13 protein-coding genes are annotated in these 17060 nt (G+C 71.4%); all 13 read right to left on the bottom strand.

Annotated features, from left to right (window positions below; genetic code table 11):
• Nucleotides 1-70 precede the first annotated feature (70 nt).
• Nucleotides 71-1045: a DNA polymerase Y family protein gene (locus ACWIGU_RS34410; protein WP_454405594.1), complete on the bottom strand. Its 975-nt coding sequence runs from the start codon at nt 1043-1045 to the stop codon at nt 71-73.
• Nucleotides 1042-4542: a DNA polymerase III subunit alpha gene (locus ACWIGU_RS34405; protein ID WP_454405593.1), complete on the bottom strand. Its 3501-nt coding sequence runs from the start codon at nt 4540-4542 to the stop codon at nt 1042-1044. Before ACWIGU_RS34405 ends, ACWIGU_RS34410 begins: the two co-directional genes overlap by 4 nt.
• A gap of 329 nt (nt 4543-4871) precedes the next feature.
• The gene (locus tag ACWIGU_RS34400; protein ID WP_454405592.1) at nt 4872-5954 is read right to left on the bottom strand and encodes a S1 family peptidase; all 1083 of its coding nucleotides are present in this window, start codon (nt 5952-5954) and stop codon (nt 4872-4874) included.
• 237 nt (nt 5955-6191) lie between these two features.
• Nucleotides 6192-7031, bottom strand: a complete 840-nt coding sequence (locus tag ACWIGU_RS34395) for a slipin family protein (protein WP_454405591.1) — start codon at nt 7029-7031, stop codon at nt 6192-6194.
• A gap of 184 nt (nt 7032-7215) precedes the next feature.
• The gene (locus ACWIGU_RS34390) at nt 7216-8121 is read right to left on the bottom strand and encodes a S1 family peptidase (RefSeq protein WP_454405590.1); all 906 of its coding nucleotides are present in this window, start codon (nt 8119-8121) and stop codon (nt 7216-7218) included.
• 257 nt (nt 8122-8378) lie between these two features.
• The gene (locus tag ACWIGU_RS34385; protein WP_454405589.1) at nt 8379-9158 is read right to left on the bottom strand and encodes a DUF1684 domain-containing protein; all 780 of its coding nucleotides are present in this window, start codon (nt 9156-9158) and stop codon (nt 8379-8381) included.
• On the bottom strand, nt 9155-10486 hold the full coding sequence (locus ACWIGU_RS34380) for an NtaA/DmoA family FMN-dependent monooxygenase (protein ID WP_454405587.1): 1332 nt from the start codon (nt 10484-10486) through the stop codon (nt 9155-9157). The genes ACWIGU_RS34385 and ACWIGU_RS34380 overlap by 4 nt, the downstream gene beginning before the upstream one ends.
• Nucleotides 10483-11565: an LLM class flavin-dependent oxidoreductase gene (locus tag ACWIGU_RS34375; protein WP_454405586.1), complete on the bottom strand. Its 1083-nt coding sequence runs from the start codon at nt 11563-11565 to the stop codon at nt 10483-10485. Before ACWIGU_RS34375 ends, ACWIGU_RS34380 begins: the two co-directional genes overlap by 4 nt.
• A gap of 47 nt (nt 11566-11612) precedes the next feature.
• Complete coding sequence (locus ACWIGU_RS34370; protein ID WP_454405585.1) at nt 11613-12584, bottom strand: ABC transporter substrate-binding protein; 972 nt, start codon at nt 12582-12584, stop codon at nt 11613-11615.
• 68 nt (nt 12585-12652) lie between these two features.
• Complete coding sequence (locus tag ACWIGU_RS34365; RefSeq protein ID WP_454405584.1) at nt 12653-13486, bottom strand: amino acid ABC transporter ATP-binding protein; 834 nt, start codon at nt 13484-13486, stop codon at nt 12653-12655.
• Complete coding sequence (locus tag ACWIGU_RS34360) at nt 13483-14379, bottom strand: amino acid ABC transporter permease (RefSeq protein WP_454405583.1); 897 nt, start codon at nt 14377-14379, stop codon at nt 13483-13485. The genes ACWIGU_RS34365 and ACWIGU_RS34360 overlap by 4 nt, the downstream gene beginning before the upstream one ends.
• A 45-nt stretch (nt 14380-14424) precedes the next feature.
• Nucleotides 14425-16182 carry an FAD/NAD(P)-binding protein gene (locus ACWIGU_RS34355; RefSeq protein WP_454405582.1) on the bottom strand — a complete coding sequence of 586 codons (1758 nt, stop codon included), beginning with the start codon at nt 16180-16182 and terminating at the stop codon, nt 14425-14427.
• A complete protein-coding gene (locus ACWIGU_RS34350; RefSeq protein WP_454405581.1) occupies nt 16179-17045 on the bottom strand; it encodes an amino acid ABC transporter permease in 867 nt (288 codons plus the stop codon). The genes ACWIGU_RS34355 and ACWIGU_RS34350 overlap by 4 nt, the downstream gene beginning before the upstream one ends.
• Nucleotides 17046-17060 lie beyond the last annotated feature (15 nt).

The following is a 17060-nucleotide window of genomic DNA, read 5'->3' as shown; positions in this document are numbered from 1 at the left end:
GCAGGGCGCGGACCTGAGACGGTTCTGGCGGACGGCACGCGCGTATCGCCGCCCTGGGCTCGGTAAGGACTCACGCCGCGAGCCGCCCGGGCACGATCGCCCCGGGTCCGAACCGCGCCCGGGCCCGGTCGGCCACCGCCTCCAGCGCCCGCGCCTTCTCGTCCGCGGGGTCGAAGGTCAGCTGGCGGGCGGAACCCTCGACCGGGCGGAGCCCCTCCGCCCGCAGGGCGAGCGCCCGCACCCTGGCCCGCTGCAGGCCGAGCGCCTCGTACATCCGGTACGCGGTCGTGGACAGCGCGGTCGTGTGCCCGGTGGGCTCGGGGAGCGTACGGCTGCGGGTGGTCGTGGACCGGTCGGCGTAGCGCACGGTGAGGGTCAGCGAGCGGCACACCTGCTTCCCGTCGCGGAGCCGGGCGCCCAGTTCGTCGGCGAGGGAGAGCAGGGCGCGGCGGTGCCGGTACGGGTCGAGTTCGTCGCGCGGGAAGGGGCGTTCGGCGGCGGTGGACCGCGTGGCGGCGTTGGGGGTGACCCGGGTGCGGTCGACGCCGCGCGCCTTCTCGTGCAGTTCACGGCCGATGCGGGCGGTGGTGAGCCGTTGCAGGGTGCCCTGCGGGGCGGCGGCCACCCTGTCCAGGGTGTCGAGCCCGTACTCGCACAGGGTGCGGGCGGTGGCGGCGCCGACGCCGGGCAGCGCGGCGACCGGCTGCCCGGCGAGGAACTCCGCCACGGCGCCGGGGTCCCCCGGCACCACCCGGGTCACCCCGGGCGAGGCCGTCCGCGCGGCCATCCGCGCCAGCATCGGGCCGGGGCCCGCGCCGATCACGCACTCCACCCCGTACAGGGCGAGCGCCCGCACCCGGATCACCGCGGCGAGTTCGACGGCGTCCCGCCCGAAGTAGCGCACGGCGCCGCCCAGGTCCACGAGGGCGGCGTCGGGCGGCAGCGCCTCGACCGTCGGGCTGAACTCGCCCAGCAGGCCTATCAGTTGAGGCAGTGCCGCCTCGTACATGGGCGGTAGCAGGAACCGTACGTACAGAGTGGTCATCCCGCACTCCCGGGGCTCTGGTGCCACAGTTTGCGCGGTGGTCCGGACTGGCCGTCGCCCGCCGGGCGCAGGTCCGCCCAGGGGTGCATCTCGTATCCCGTGGCCATGCGGATGCGGCGGCCGTCGACCGGGTCGTCCTCGTCGGACGGCGACTGTCCGGGCGGCTCCGCCAGGCGCAGCGCCACCGCGTCGAGGCCGCCCTGCCGGCGCACCTCCACCAGGTCCGCGAGGTTCCACGCGGCCGCGCCCACCACGCTGAGACTGCGCGGTCCGCGCCGCTGGACCGTGCCGCGGACCAGGAGCAGCCACGAGTGGAAGACGGTGTGCGCGCACGCGGCGTGCGCGTCGTCGAAGAAGGCCAGGTCGACCAGGCCCGTGCCGTCGTCCAGGGTCGTGAAGATGACGCGCTTGCCGGAGCGGATCGGCGGGGTCTGCGTGGCGACCTTGGCACCCGCGACCAGCACGACCTTGCCGTGCTCGGCCTCGCGCAGGCGGCGCGCCGTCAGCACCCCCAGCTCCTCCAGGAACTTCTCGTGGTCGCCCATGAGATGGCGGGAGGCGTCCATCCCGAGTACCCCGAGTTCGGCGCTGAGCCGCTCGGCGTCGCCGAGGTCGGGCAGGCCGGCCGGCGCGGTGCCGTGGCCGCCGGACAGGGGCAGTTGGGCGCCGCGGGCGCCCCGGGACCCGCGCGTTCCCCGGTGCAGTTCGGTCAAGTGGAGTTGCAGGTCACGCCGGTTGGCGCCGAACGCGTCGAGCCCGCCGACCTGGGCGAGCCGCTGCGCGAGCGGCCGGCTGGGCCTGGCCCGCTCCCAGAAGTCGAGCAGCGAGGAGTAGGGCCGGCCCTCCTCGATGCGGGCCGCCTCGGCCTCGCTGATGCCGTGCACGTCGGAGAGCGCGAGCCGCACGCCCCATTTCTCCTCTTTGTGACCGCCATTCTTGTGGCCGCCACCTCCTTTATCAGACACCAGTTCGATACGGTGAGCGACTGCGGACTTGTTCACGTCCAGCGGAAGGATCGGCACCCCGCGCCGCCGCGCGTCCGCGAGGATCAGCCGCTTCGGGTACATCCCGGGGTCGTGGGTGAGCAACCCCGCGTAGAACGCGGCCGGGTGATGGGCCTTCAGCCACGCCGACTGGTAGGTCGGCACCGCGAAGGCGACGGCGTGCGCCTTGCAGAACCCGTACGACCCGAAGGCCTCGACGATCTCCCAGGTGCGGGCGATGGTCTCGGCGTCGTATCCGTGCGCCGCCGCCTGCTGTGCGAACCAGAACCGGATGCGCCCCTGCGAATCGGGGTCGGACAGCCCCCTCCTGACCCGGTCCGCCTCGTCGCGGCCGCATCCCGTCATGATGTTCACGATCTCGATGATCTGCTCGTGGAAGACGACGACCCCGTACGTCTCCTTCAGGGGTCCCTCCAGGTCGCGGTGCGGATAGCGGACCGGCGCGCGCCCGTGCCGCGCCTCGATGAACGGCCGCACCATGTCGGCGGCGACGGGTCCCGGGCGGAACAGCGAGATGTCCACCACGAGGTCGTGGAAGGTGGCCGGCTGGAGCCGTCCCACCAGGTCCCGCTGGCCCGGCGACTCGATCTGGAAACAGCCCAGCGTCTCGGTGGACTTGATGAGCCGGTACGTCTCCGGGTCGCCGGGCGGCACCGCGTCCAGGTCGAGCGCGGTGCCGGTCGCGCGCTCGGTCTCGGCGACCGCGTGCGCCATCGCCGACTGCATCCGCACCCCGAGGACGTCGAGCTTGAGCAGGCCGAGGTCCTCGACGTCCTCCTTGTCGAACTGCGACATGGGCAGGCTCTCGCCGCTGGTCGGCACGACGGGCGTACGGGCGAGCAGCGAGGCGTCCGAGAGCAGCACCCCGCACGGGTGCATGGCGATACCGCGCGGCAGCGCGTCGAGCGCCTCGACCAGCTCCCACATGCGTCCGTACCTGTCCCCGCCCCGCCGGGACTCCCCTGCCAGTTCCCGCAGTTCGGGCAGTTCCTCCAGCGCGGCCCGCGCGTCGCGGGCACGGATGTGCGGGAAGGACTTGGCGATCCGGTCGATGTCGGCCGGGTCCATGGACAGGGCCGCGCCCACATCGCGTACGGCATGGCGGACCCGGTACGTCTCCGGCATCGAGACGGTCGCGACGCGCTCGGCGCCGAACCGGTCGATGATCGCCCGGTAGACCTCCAGGCGCCGGGCCGACTCCACGTCGATGTCGATGTCGGGCAGGACGGAGCGGCGCTTGGACAGGAACCGCTCCATGAGGAGGCCGTGTTCGACCGGGTCCGCGTGCGCGATCCCGAGCAGATGGTTGACCAGGGACCCGGCGCCGGAGCCGCGCGCGGCGACCCGGATGCCCATGTCCCGTACGTCGTCGACGACTTGGGACACCGTCAGGAAGTAAGTGGCGAAGTCGTGGTGGGCGATGATGTCCAGCTCGCGGTGCATCCGCTCCCAGTACTCCCGCTTCCGGTCGTACCCGAGGCGCAGCATCCCCGCCGCCGCCCGCGACGCGAGGACCCGCTGGGCGGTGCGGCGGCCGGCGCCGACGAGCCGCGGTTCGGGGAAGTGCACGGAGCCGATGCCGAGGTCGCCCTCGGGGTCGACGCGGCATTCGGCCGCCGCGGCGTTGGTCTGTTCGAGCAGCCGGTACGCGGCGTCGCGGCGGAAGCCCGCGGCCTCCACCACCCGTTCGGCCGTCATCAGCATGGCCCCGGCGTCCTTCAGCCAGCGCTCGCCGCTGTCGAGTTCCTTGCGGGGGTCGACCGGGACGAGGCGGCGCGCGGCGTCGAGGACGTCGGCGACCGGGCCGAGGCCCGGGTCGGCGTACCGGACGTCGTTGCTGAGGACCGGGCGGATGCCCTGCTCGGCGGCGAAGCCGACGGTGCGGGCGGCCAGGCGCAGGGATCCGGGGCCCGTGCCCTCGCGTCCGTGGTGGACGGCTTCGAGGCGCAGGGCGTCGCCGTAGATCTCCCGCCAGGGGACGAGGAGGTGCGCGGCCCGGTCGGGGCGGCCCGCGGCGAGCGCGCGTCCGACGTCGGACGCGGGTCCGAGCAGTACGGTCAGGCCGTCGCCGTGGTTGTCCTCCCAGGTCAGCCGGGTCTCGCCGGTGGCGTGGGCAGCGGTGACCAGGCGGCACAGGGAGGCCCAGCCGATGGCTCCGTCGCGGGCGAGGAAGGTCACGCGCGGGGTCGACTCGTCGATGAAGGCACCGCCGCGCACGGGCTGCCTGCGGCGCTCGGCCGGGGTGCGGCCCGGCGCGGGGGCTCCGGCCGGCGGGGGTCCGCTCACCGCGAGGTCCGTCCCGAACAGCGGGCGCACCCCTGCCTTGACGCAGGCCTTGGCGAACCTGACCGAGCCCGAGAGGGTGTCCCGGTCGGCGAGGGCGAGCGCGTCCATGCCCCGTTCGGAGGCACGCTCGGCCAGCCGCTCCGGGTGCGAGGCCCCGTACCGAAGGGAGAACCCGGAAACGGTGTGCAAATGCGTGAACCCTGGCACACGCACCTCCTGCACACCTCGAACCGACCTGCTCTCGCCTCCCCACCACCACCATAGACCAAGTATCGAACGCATGTGCGACATCCGAGCGAGGTCACTGCCCCCGGCACCCGTTCAGCCCACCCCACCTGCACGAACACCGTGCCCCCCGGACCGTGGGAGCATGATCCAGACAGCCGATACCCCGCCCGGGCCCCGCAGCACCCGCAGCGCCCGGGACGCCCGAACCGCCCGAACCTCACACAACGCGAGGGGCCGACCCGTCGATGACGGGCCGGCCCCTGCGTCTGGCTGTCCAGCAGCTTTCTGGCTGTCTCGCTGTCGTTACCTCAGCCGATCTCGGCGCCGAACGTGGACAGCGCCTCCGTCACCGGCTGGAAGAAGGTCTCCCCGCCGGAGCTGCAGTCGCCGCTGCCGCCCGAGGTGAGGCCGATCGCGGTGTCGCCAGAGAAGAGCGAGCCGCCGCTGTCGCCGGGCTCGGCGCAGACGTCGGTCTGGATGAGCCCGTTGACGATGTCGCCGTTGCCGTAGTTCACGGTGGCGTCCAGGCCGGTGACGCTGCCGTCGTGGACCTGGGTCGTGGAGCCGCTGCGGGTCACCTTCATGCCGACGGTCGCGTCGCCCGCCTTGGTGATCTGCTGGCTGGAGCCGTTGTAGAGGTCGACCTCGCTCGGGTGCGCGACGTCGGCGGTGTACTTGACCAGGCCGAAGTCGTTGTCCGGGAAGCTGGACTGCTCGTTCGTGCCGATCTCCTGGCCGCTCGAGTCCGACCAGGTCGAGATCGCCTCGGTGCAGTGGCCGGCCGTGATGAAGTACGGCTGACCGCCCTTGACCACGTTGAAGCCGAGGGAGCAGCGGCCGCCGCCGCCGCTGATGGCGTCACCGCCCGCGATGAGGGGCTTGAACTCCCCCTTGGTCCGCTGGAGTTCGGCCTTGGATCCGAGACCGTCGACGACCTTGCTCAGCTTGCTCCACGCGGCCGCGCCGACCGTGCGGTCGGCGGTCACGACGACCTTGTTGGTGGCCGGGTCGACCGCCCACGAGGTGCCGGGGATCGTCGCGTCCTGCTTCAGGGTGATGCGGGCGCCCTTCAGTTCGGCCAGGGAGTTCTCGACGACTCTGGCCTTGGCTCCGGCCGCCTGCACGACGTCCGCCGCGTCCTTGTTCAGGACGTTCACGACGAGGTGCCTGGCCTTCGCGTCGTAGTACGTGCCCGCCGAGTCCGCGCCGAGGTCCTTGGTCAGGGACGAGGCGAGATTTCCGGCCTTCGCGATCGACAGGGTCTGCGGGGCCACATCAGGGGTGTCCGTGCTCGCGTTCGCAGTCTGGAAGGTGACTCCCGCGGCGACCAGAGCGGCGATGCCCGCTCCTACCGCGGCGGCACGCCGCTTGGGTATGCGTCGGTGCTTCAACTCTCGTCCTCCTGTGGGGGGTCGGAACCGACCGCTGTGGGGTGAGCCGGTCCCGTAGGTTGACGCGCCCACTATCCCGACGGCCACAGGGGACACACAAGGTCGACTTCAGGACGCGCGTGCGACTGACGCTATGCGCTCCCCCGGCCGCGTGCACCCCCGTCATACGCCTGTCGCACCACGTCGGTTCCCACTGCAAACACTCCGCGCAGAGGGGCGGTCCGCAATGGGTGAGGTCTAGTCCTGTCCTGATTCCGATGCCGTCGAGCCGGGAATCGGCGGCGGTTCGGCGGCCGGCTGCCGCGCCGCGTCCCCCGGCGTCGCCCGTTCCAGGAAGCGCAGGAGCTCCACCGGGAAGGGCAGTACGAGGGTCGAGTTCTTCTCGGCGGCGACGGCCACCACGGTCTGCAGGAGCCGGAGTTGGAGCGCCGCGGGCTGTTCGGACATCTCCGAGGCCGCCTCGGCGAGCTTCCTGGAGGCCTGGAGTTCGGCGTCCGCGTTGATGATCCGGGCGCGCCGCTCGCGCTCCGCCTCGGCCTGCCGCGACATCGAGCGTTTCATGGTCTCGGGCAGCGACACGTCCTTGATCTCGACGCGGTCGATCTGCACGCCCCAGCCGATTGCCGGGCTGTCGATCATCAACTCGAGGCCCTGGTTGAGCTTTTCGCGGTTCGAGAGGAGGTCGTCGAGGTCGCTCTTGCCGATGATCGAGCGCAGCGACGTCTGCGCCATCTGGGAGACGGCGAACCGGTAGTCCTCCACCTGTACGACGGCCTCGGACGCGTCGACCACCTTGAAGTAGATGACGGCGTCGACCCGCACCGTGACGTTGTCCCGCGTGATGCCGTCCTGCGCGGGCACCGGCATCGTGACGATCTGCATGTTGACCTTATGGAGCCGGTCCACGAACGGCATGATCATCGTGAATCCCGGGCCGCGCACATCCGGTCGCAGCCGCCCCAGGCGGAAGACCACGCCCCGCTCGTACTGTTTGACGATGCGCGCCGCCGCGGCCGTCACGCAGATCACCGCGGCGGTCGCGGCAGTGGCTCCCGCCACCACCAGCTCCTCGACCATGGAGGCCTCCAGGGGTCGGACCCAGGCACTCAGGGACGTTTTTCGACGGTTTCTCCTTCGAAGGTAACTCCGGAACGCGCACAAGGACGAGCCCCCGCACGGCAGTTGCCGTACGGGGGCTCCCTGCTGCTGACCGCAGGTCAGACTGTCCGAAGGCCGGTGACCGCCGGCCCAGGGACACGGATCAGTAGACGCTCACTCCGTACGCGCTCAGCGCCTCGGTGACCGGCTGGAAGAAGGTCGTACCGCCGGAGGTGCAGTTGCCGCTGCCGCCGGAGGTCAGGCCGTACGCGGTGGAGCCGCCGTAGAGCGGGCCGCCGGAGTCGCCGGGCTCGGCGCAGACCGTGGTCTGGATGAGGCCGGAGACGATGTCGCCGCCGCCGTAGTTCACGGTGGCGTTGAGCGCGGTGACGCGGCCGCTGTGGATACCGGTGGTCGAGCCGCGCCGGGTGACCGTGGTCCCCACGGACGGCGTGGCCGCACCGGTGATGTCCTGGCTGCCGACCGTTCCGGGCGGGGTCCCCGTGGTGGTGTACCTGACGATGCCGTAGTCATTGCCCGGGAAACTGGATCCCGCGGTCGAACCTATGGCCGTCGAGTGGGACGAGTTCGACCACCAGGTGCCGGCGCCGTCGGTGCAGTGGCCCGCGGTCAGGAAGTAGTAGGTGCTGCCCGAGCGGACGTTGAAGCCGAGCGAGCAGCGCCAGCTACTCGCATAGATGGCGTCGCCGCCGGAGACCAGCTTCTTGAACGTGCCGGGGGTGCGCTCGATCTTCAGGGCGCCCGCGTTGCTGCCGGCCGCCTTCTGGATCCTGGCGATCTCGGCCCGGGAGACCGTGCTGTCGGCGGTGACGACGACCTGGTTGGTCTTCTGGTCGACCGCCCAGGCGGTGCCGGGTACATCGGACTTCAGGACGGACGTGCCGGCCTGGGTGAGCTGGGTCGCGCTGAAGGTGTGCGCGACGGGCGCGTCCGACGCGCTGGCCGTGGGGACGGCGAGTGCGCCGATGGCGACGAGTCCGGTGGCCACGGAGATCATCCGGGCGCGTCTCGCTATGCCACTGCGGGGGGTGGTGCGCTTGATCCTCACTGGTTCGTTCCTCCCGAGGGAAGTCGGGGGCCCCGCGTGGGGTCGGGGGCCCGTGAGGCGCAGCCAGCGGCCCCCGTTCGGATTCCGGATTCCGGAATGTTCCGAAGATGCGGTGCCCCTGACAAGCGCTGCTCGGGAGTATTCGGCGTTTCAACTGACCGGCACAAGGGCGCCTTTCGGCCGTCCGTCCGGTACACGACCACATGCCCCGACGGCTTCTGCGGTGGGTCGCAGGCCGTCGGGGCTCGGCTCCCCTGTCAGACGGAGTGGCGGCCCACGAGGTTCCGTTCGCCGGCCTCGATCTTGACCGGCAGGGCGTTGCCGGGTGGCGGGAAGGGGCAGAGGAAGTGGTCGGTGAAGGCGCAGGGCGGCAGCACCGCGCGATTGAAGTCGACGCTCGTACGGCCTTCGGCGTCAGGCGCGGCGGGCCGCAGGAAGCGGAACCGGAAGGTCCCGTCGCCGCTGGTGGCGTCGGCGAACACGGCCCACAGCGAGCCGTCCGCCTGCACCGCGACCTGGAGGGTCAGGTCCTGTCCGTCGAGGGAGAAGGCCAGTTCACCGCCGAGGCCGAGGCCGCGCTCCTTGCCGTCGGCGTTCTCGACGCGGACCGTGCGGCTCTCCTCGTACGGCGTGAAGCGGCCCTCGACCGTCCAGCGGGGATCGTGGGCGGTGGCCTCGATGCCTGCGAAGTCGCGTCGCGGCCCCGACCGCGGGTCGAAGTCGCGTACGGCCCACAGGCCTTCGCGCACGATCGCGACGAGGCGGCGCTCGCCGAGGCCGATCCGCGCGTCGGCCGTGAGCCGCACCTCGCCGGTCAGCGGCTGTCCGTCACGAGTGAGGCCGTCCTCGGGGGCGGCGGTCAGGCCGACCTGGCCGCCGTCGGCCCGCCACTTCCCGGGAATGGCCGGAAGTTTGCCTTCCGGATAGTCGTCCAGCCAGTACGTGCCGGTGAGGGCGAGCGGTCCGTAGGGCTCGGAGACGGATGCGGTCCGCTGCTCGTGCCACTGCTGCCAGGCGTCGGCTGCGTCGTCGGTCATGCGGTCAGGCCTTCCTCGCGTGCGGGGCGTACGGGTTCTTTCAGCCCCAGATGGGAGCGCAGCGTCGTACCGGTGTATTCCGTGCGGTACGCCCCGCGTTCCTGGAGCAGGGGCACCACCTGGTCGACGAACTCGTCCAGGCCGCCCGGGGTGAGGTGCGGTACGAGGATGAAGCCGTCGGCCGCGTCGCTCTGCACGAACTCGTCGAGCTCGGCGGCGACGGCCTGCGGGGTGCCGATGAACGACTGGCGCGTGGTGGTCTCGATGACGGTCTGCCGGATGGACAGACCCTTGGCGCGCGACAGGGCGCGCCACTGCTCGGCGATGGCACGGGGGTCGCCGCGCTTGGTACGGCCCTGGGAGAGCCCGGAGTCGACGACCGGATCGATGTCCGGCAGCGGCCCGTCGGGGTCGTACGCGGAGAGGTCGACGCCCCAGATCTGCTCCAGGGTGAGGAGCGCGTTCTGCGGGGACACCTGCTGGCGCCTGATCCCGGCGGCGCGCTCCTGGGCCTCGGCTGCGGTGTCGCCGAGGACGACGGTGACACCCGGCATGATCTTCAGGTCCTCGGCGGTACGCCCGTACGTCGCGAGCCGGCTCTTCACATCGGCGTAGAAAGCGCGGCCCGCCTCCAGCGTGCCGTGCCGCGTGAAGATCACGTCCGCCGCCGACGCCGCGAACTCACGCCCCTCAGGAGAGTCCCCGGCCTGGATGACGACCGGGTGCCCCTGCGGGGAGCGCGGCAGGGTGAACTCGCCCTCGATGTCGAAGTGCCGGCCGGTGTGCGCGAAGGGCCGCGGCTCACCTTCGGGGGTCCAGGAGTCCCACAGCTCGCGGGCCGTGGCGACGAACTCGGCGGCGCGGGTGTACCGGTCGGCCCGGTCGAGGTAGCCGCCGCGGCGGAAGTTCTCGCCGGTGAACGCGTCGGAGGAGGTGACGACGTTCCAGGCGGCGCGGCCCCCGCTGAGGTGGTCGAGCGTGGCGAACCTGCGGGCGGTCTCGTAGGGCTCGTTGAACGTCGCGTTGACCGTCGCGGCAAGTCCCAGGCGCTCGGTGACGGCCGCGAGGGCGTTCAGGACGGTGACGGACTCCGGCCGCCCGACGACATCGAGATCGTGGACGCGCCCCTTGTGCTCGCGCAGCCGCAGCCCCTCCGCGAGGAAGAAGAAGTCGAACAGGCCGCGCTCGGCGGTGCGGGCGAGGTGCTCGAACGACGCGAAGTCGATCTGTGAGCGGGAGCGCGGATCGGTCCAGACGGTGGTGTTGTTGACCCCCGGGAAGTGGGCGGCGAGATGAACGTGTTTACGTGGCGTGGCGGTTGAGGTCATGACGGGTCCCCCGCGAGCGCGGCGTACTGGTTGGCGGGCCGGGCGAGCCCCAGGTGTTCCCTGAAGGTGCTGCCCGGATAGAACGTGCGGAACAGGCCGCGGTGCTGGAGCAGCGGCACCGTGCCGTTGACGAGCCGCTCCAGGTCACGGCGCGGCTCGACGGGGGTGAGGTGGAAGCCGTCCACTGCTCCGGCGCGGTGCCAGGCGGTGACGAGGTCGGCCAGGCCGACCGGACCGCCCCGGTAGAGCGGGCCGAGTTCGCTCGGCAGCGGCCCTCCCCCGCCGTGACCGGGCACGGCCGCGTGCTCCCCGCCGCCGAGGTCGATGCGCAGCGCGGCCAGGACGCGCAGGGCGTCGGGATCGCGTCCGTACTCCGCGGCGCGGCGGCGCAGTCCGGCGCGGACGGCGGCGGCCTGCGCCGGGCCCGCCGCGTTCACCAGGGCGACGTCGGCGTGGCGGGCGGCGACGTCGTACGCGTGCTGCTCCGTGGTGTCGACGACCGTGACGGGGTGGCCCTGCGGCGGCCGCGGCACGATGGAGGGGCCGCGCACGGAGAACGTGGCGCCCTGGAAGTCGACGTAGTGCAGCTTCTCCCGGTCGATGAAACGTCCGGTCGCCACGTCGCGGATCTCCGCGTCGTCCTCCCAGCTGTCCCACAACCGGGTTGCCACGTCGGCGACTTCACCGGCCTCGCCCCACAGCTCCGCAGCGGGCGCGGCGGCCCTGCGGCCGAAGAGGCGGGCCTCCTCCTCCGTGGCAGACACCTCGGGCCGCCAGCCGGCGCGGCCCCGGCTCACCCAGTCGAGGGTGGCGACGGCGGCCTGCACATGGAAGGGCTCGGTGTGCGTGGTGGTGACGGTGGGGACGAGGCCGATGCGGGCGGTCGCCGGGGCGACCCGGGACAGCACGGCGAGCGCGTCGGGCCCGGGCCGGCCGAAGGAGTCCTTGAGGGTGACGAAGTCCAGGGCGCCGCGTTCCGCGAGGCGCGTGAGCGTGAGATACGGATCGGCGTCGTAAGTGTCGGGCTGGTCGACGGCCGCCGCGAGATGCAGCAGGCCGCGCCCGGTTGACGTAGTCATGAGCAGGTCCTTGGACGAGGAACGGAGGAACGGGGCCGGCGGGCGGGCTACGGCTTGGGCAGGCCGGGCGGGTTGATCTCCGACTTCTCGACCGCCTCGGTCGACAGGCCCCAGCGCTTCAGGACGCGCCCGTACGACCCGTCCTTGATCACGTGGTCGAGGGCGGCGGCGTACGCGTCGACGAGTCCGCTGTCCTTCTTCGTCGTAGCGGCGATCTTGCCCTGGATCTTGTCCCCGGCGCCGGAGAGCGTGCCGATGATCTGCGACTGCCCGGCGGACTCCACGTGGTAGGCGGCGCTGGGGCTCGGGCCGAGGTAGGCGTCGATGCGGCCCGACTGGAGAGCGAGGTAGTAGTCGGTGTCCTTCTGGAAGTACTTGATGGTGACCGGCTTCAGGCCCGCCTTCTCGTCCTGCTTGCTCCAGTCGACGAGGATCTTCTCCTGGTTGGTGCCGGAGGAGACGGCGATGGTCTTCCCGGCCACGTCCTTGGGTTCCTTGACCCGCCAGGTCGTGCCCTTCTTCGCCTCGAACGCGATGTTGTCGAGCCGGTAGGTCGCGAAGTCGTACTTCTCCTTGCGCTCCTCCGTGACGGTGACGTTCGAGAAGACGGCGTCGAACTTGCCGCTGTCGAGGCCGACGAAGAGGTTCTCCCAGGACACCGGGGAGAACTCGATCTTCAGGCCGAGCGTGTCGGCGACGAGGGTCGCGAGGTCGATCTCGGAGCCGATGCGGGTCTTGTCGTCGGTGGCGTAGAAGCCGAGTGGCGGCGAGGCGTCGGCGCTGCCGCCGAGCCTGAGCGTGCCGCGCTCACGGACCGCGGCCGGCAGCTTGGCGGCGATCGCGTCGACCTTCTTGGCGTGGATGCGGTGCTGGTCGGGCCCGATGTTGATGCCGCCCACCTTCTCGGAGCCGCCCTTGTCGGTGCCGGTCGCGGCATCGCTGTCACCTCCGCAGGCGGTGAGCAGGGGCGCGGCTACGAGTGCGGCGACGGACAGGGCGAGGGTGCGGCGGGACAGCATGCGTGAACTCCTGTTGATGAAAGGCGAGTTGAAAGGGGGTGCGGGAGGTGCGGAATCAGGGGTGAGGGTCACAGGACCTTGGAGAGGAACGCCTTCGTGCGGTCGTGCCGCGGTGCGTCCAGTACGTCGCCGGGGGCGCCCTGTTCGACGATGCGGCCCTCGTCCATGAAGACGACGGTGTCGGCGACCTCGCGGGCGAAGCCGATCTCGTGCGTGACGACGATCATCGTGGTGCCCTGGAGCGCCAGGTCCTTGATGACGTCGAGGACTTCACCGACGAGCTCCGGATCGAGCGCGGACGTCGGCTCGTCGAAGAGCAGCAGCTTCGGTTCGAGTGCCAGCGCGCGGGCGATGGCGACGCGCTGCTGCTGCCCGCCGGAGAGCTGCTTCGGGTAGGCGCCGGCCTTGTCGGCGAGCCCGACCCGGTCGAGCAGCCTGCGCGCGTGGTCGAGGGCCTCCTTGCGGGGGCGCTTGAGGGCGGAGACGGGGGCCTCGGCGATGTTCTCCAGGACCGTGAGGTGCGGGAACAGGTTGAAGTTCTGGAAGACGAAGCCGATCTGGGTGCGCTGCTTGAGCACCTCGCGCTCGCGCAGCTCGTACAGCTTGTCTCCCGCCCGTCGCCCACCACCGCCCTTGCCGGAAGCCCTTCGGGCCGCAGTCTTCTTCTCGCGCCGGTAACCGACGAGGGAGCCGTCGACGCTGATCCAACCGCTGTCGACCTTCTCCAGATGGTTGATGGTGCGCAGCAGCGTGGACTTGCCCGAGCCCGACGGGCCCAGGACGACGGTGACCTCGCCGGTGCGCACCTCCAGGTCGATGCCGCGCAGCACCTCCAGCGTGCCGAAGCTCTTGTGGACGGCCTTGATGTCGACCATGGTCCGGCCGGCGCCCGCGTCGCTCATCGGGTGGTTCCCTTCGAGAAGTGTCGTTCTACGTAGTGCTGGAGGACGGAGAGCGCGCTGGTCAGGAGCACGTACCAGACGGTGGCGACCATCAGGAGCGGGACCACACGCCCGTTGCGGCCGTAGATGACCTGGACCTGGTAGAAGAGCTCGCCGATCGCCATGACGGAGACGATCGAGGTGCCCTTGAAGAGGGAGATAACCTCGTTGGCCGCGTTGGGCAGGATCGAGCGCATGGCCTGCGGCAGGACGATGCGGCGGATCTGCCGCAGCCGGGGGATGCCGAGCGCGGCCGCGGCCTCCAACTGGCCGCCGTCGACGGCCAGTACGCCACCGCGGACGATTTCGGCGGCGTACGCGGCCTGGTGCAGCGCGAGCCCGAGGACGGCCGCGCTCATCGCGCCGACCAGGCCCATCGTGTCGAAGGAGAGGAAGCCGGGCCCGAAGGGGATCCCGAACTGCAACTCCTTGTACAGATAGGCCAGGTTGAACCAGAAGAGCAGTTGCACGATCAGCGGGATCGAGCGGAACGCCCAGATGTAGCCGAAGGCGACGGCCTGGAGGAACCGGCTGGCAGACAGACGCATGAAGGCCAGGACGATGCCGAGCGCGAACCCGAGGGCCGTTCCGTAGAACGTCAGCTGAAGGGTGGTCCACACCGCCTTGAGGATCACGTCGGCGGTGAAGTAGTCAGCGAACACCCCCCATTCCCAGCCGGTGTTGGTGATGAATCCGTGCGCGAACTGGGCGAGCAGCACGGCGGTCGCGACGATGGCGGCCCAGCGCCAGGGGTGGCGGACGGGCACCACCTTCAGCGCGCCGTAGTCGACGGCGCCGCCGGCTGTCGTGGCTGATGTCGTTTTGCCGATGGGTGGATCACTGGTCAGGGACATGGGGGTTCCTCAAGAGGACGGAAAGGGACGGGCGGTGGCCGGGGCTCAGGCTGCGGCGCGACAGGAGAGGTCGTGCAGGAACGCCAGGACCGCGCGTGCGGTGGCGTCGTTCTGCCGGAACGAAGGGCTGTTCGTACGCGGCCGCGTGAACGCTCCGGCGCCGCGCGCGTTCGTGTGCGGGCCGAGCGCGAAGCGGCGCGGATGCGCCGTGCCGTCGCGGTGCAGGACGCGCCCGTCCTCGGGGTCGACCGCGAGGAGCCCCGCCGGGGTCGCCCGCGCCCCGTCCTCGTACAGCTCGCGCAGGAGCTGGTCGCGGGTGCGGGCGAGCGTGGGGTGCGGCAGGCGGGCCTCGACGAGGGCGCGGGCCTCGACGACGGAGCCGGGGACGGTGGCGCTCGTCGCGCGGAAGACGCCGTCCTCCGCGGCGACCCGCATGTCCGCGCCGATGAACTTCACGACGCCTGCCCGGGAGAGCGCGAGCAGCTGCCGAAGCCGGGGCCCCGGCGGCCCGGAGGCGAGATAGCTGAAGAAGCCGTGCCACCAGGACCCGATGTCGCCCAGCCGCACGAGCTGCCCGTACACGGACAGCAGACCGAGGAACACGGCGAGGTCGGGGCTGTGCGCGGGGTCGTGGCGGCGTTCGAGGTCCGCGGTGATGTAGCCGCGCAGCCCGTCCTGGAGTTCCTCGTACGAGGTGTGGCGTACGCCGTCCAGCGGGTGGTCGAGGGCCGTGAGGTCGAGGCGGTCCGCCGGGTCGGGCACGGCGGAGGCCACGAGGGCCTGGAGTTCGGCGCTCAGCGGTTCGGCGGCGGCGTACTTCTCCTCGAAGTCGGCCCAGGCGACGGCGGTGCGCTCGGGGTGGGCGGTGAACAGGCGGTGGTAGTGGGCGTAGCCCAGCTCCTTGTCGATGAGGGGCCACACGTCGCGCCGGAAGTCGTAGCCGTCGGGGCGGGCGAGGAGTCCGTCGATCTCGGCGGGGCCGAGGAAGCGGGGCAGCGGCGGGCGCTCGCCGGTCCAGTCGTAGCCGATCTTGGAGTGGTACGGGACGCCGCGCCGGGAGCCGACGTGCAGGACGGGTTCACGCCCCGAGGGGATGTACGTGTCCCCTTCGTACCGTCCGCCGCGGCCCTCGGTCAGGAGCACCATCAGGTCGACGAAGGCCAGGCCGAAGCCGCGGACGAGGACGTCCTCGCCGGGAGCGAGCGCGGACAGATCGCTGTCCGCGGTGAAGTCGGGCGGCAGATGGACGAGCCCGTGTTCGCGAGCGTACGCGCTCAACTCCCGCTGTTCGTCGTCGAGTTCGGCGTCCAGGTGGCCCTGGGCGAGGACGACGGTGTCGGCGAGGAGGGGGCGGGCACGCCCGTCGAGCCACACCTGCTGGCGGCCCTCGCGGGGGCCGCTGACACGCAGGGCGTGGCGCGGGTGGTGGCGGACGGTGACACCCGGCGGGAGCGCGGCCACCGACCGCTCGTACACCCAGTGGAGATAGGCGCCCTGGAGCTGCCGGCCGGCGAAGGCGCGGCCGTCGAGGTCCGCCCACTCGTGCAGGGCGGGCCCGGGCAGTACCGGACCGTCGAGCTCGACCGTGTCGTCGGTGAACATCGTGACGTCCTGGGACTGCGAGTTCATCCAGAGCAGCGGGGACTGCGCCTGCCGCCAGACCCGTCCGCCGCCCGGCGGGAACGGATCGACGAGATGGATGTCGAGTTCGAGGCCGGCGTAGTCAGGTGCGTTCGCGGCGATCCGCTCCAGGATGCCGGTCCCCCGCGGACCGGCTCCCACGATCACCAGCGAGGGCCTCATCGGGTGCGCTCCGAACCGCGCGCGTAGTGCCGCTCGACGTAGAACTGGCCGACGCTGAGGAGCGAGGTGACCACGACGTACCAGATGGTGGCGACCAGGAGCATCGGGATGACCTGGTAGGTGCGGTGGTAGACGAGCTGCACCGAGTAGAGCAGGTCCTGGACGGCGATGACGCTGACGATGGAGGTGCCCTTGAGGGTACCGATCAGCATGTTCCCGGCCGGCGGCACGATGGAGCGCATGGCCTGCGGCAGGACGATCCGCCGCCAGCGCCGCAGCCGGCTCAGCCCGAGCGCCTGCGCGGCCTCGGTCTGCCCGCGGTCGACGGAGAGGATGCCGCCGCGTACGACCTCGGCGGCGTACGCGGCCTCGTGCAGCGTGAGCCCGATGATGGCGACGGTGATGGGCCCGAACAGGTCGACGGTCCTGATGCCGAGGATGTGCGGGTACAGCGCGCCGATGTTGAACCAGAACAGCAGCTGCACCAGGATCGGCATCGACCTGAACAGCCAGACGTAGCCCCAACTGACCGCGCGCAGCACGGGGTTGGCGGACAGACGCATGACGGCGAGCAGGGTGCCGAGGGCGAAGCCGAGCGCCATGACGAGGGCGGTCAGCCAGAGAGTGAGTCCGAGTCCGCGCAGGACGGACGCCGATGTGAAGTAGTCGGCGACGACGTCCCACTGGAAGGCGTCGTTGCGGATCACCGAGCCCGCGGCGAGCGCGAGGAGTACGAGGACGACGGCGGCGGCGAGCCACTGGCCGGTGCGGGGCCGTCGGACGATGCGGGGCCGTCCCTCACCGGCGTCGGCGGGCGGTCCGGCCGCGGGAGACGCGGTCTTTGCGAGTGTGTTCGAGGACATGCGAAGGCTCCGTGG

The organism is Streptomyces sp. NPDC055400 (assembly GCF_053644375.1).
This window is presented reverse-complemented; position numbering and strand designations above follow the sequence as displayed.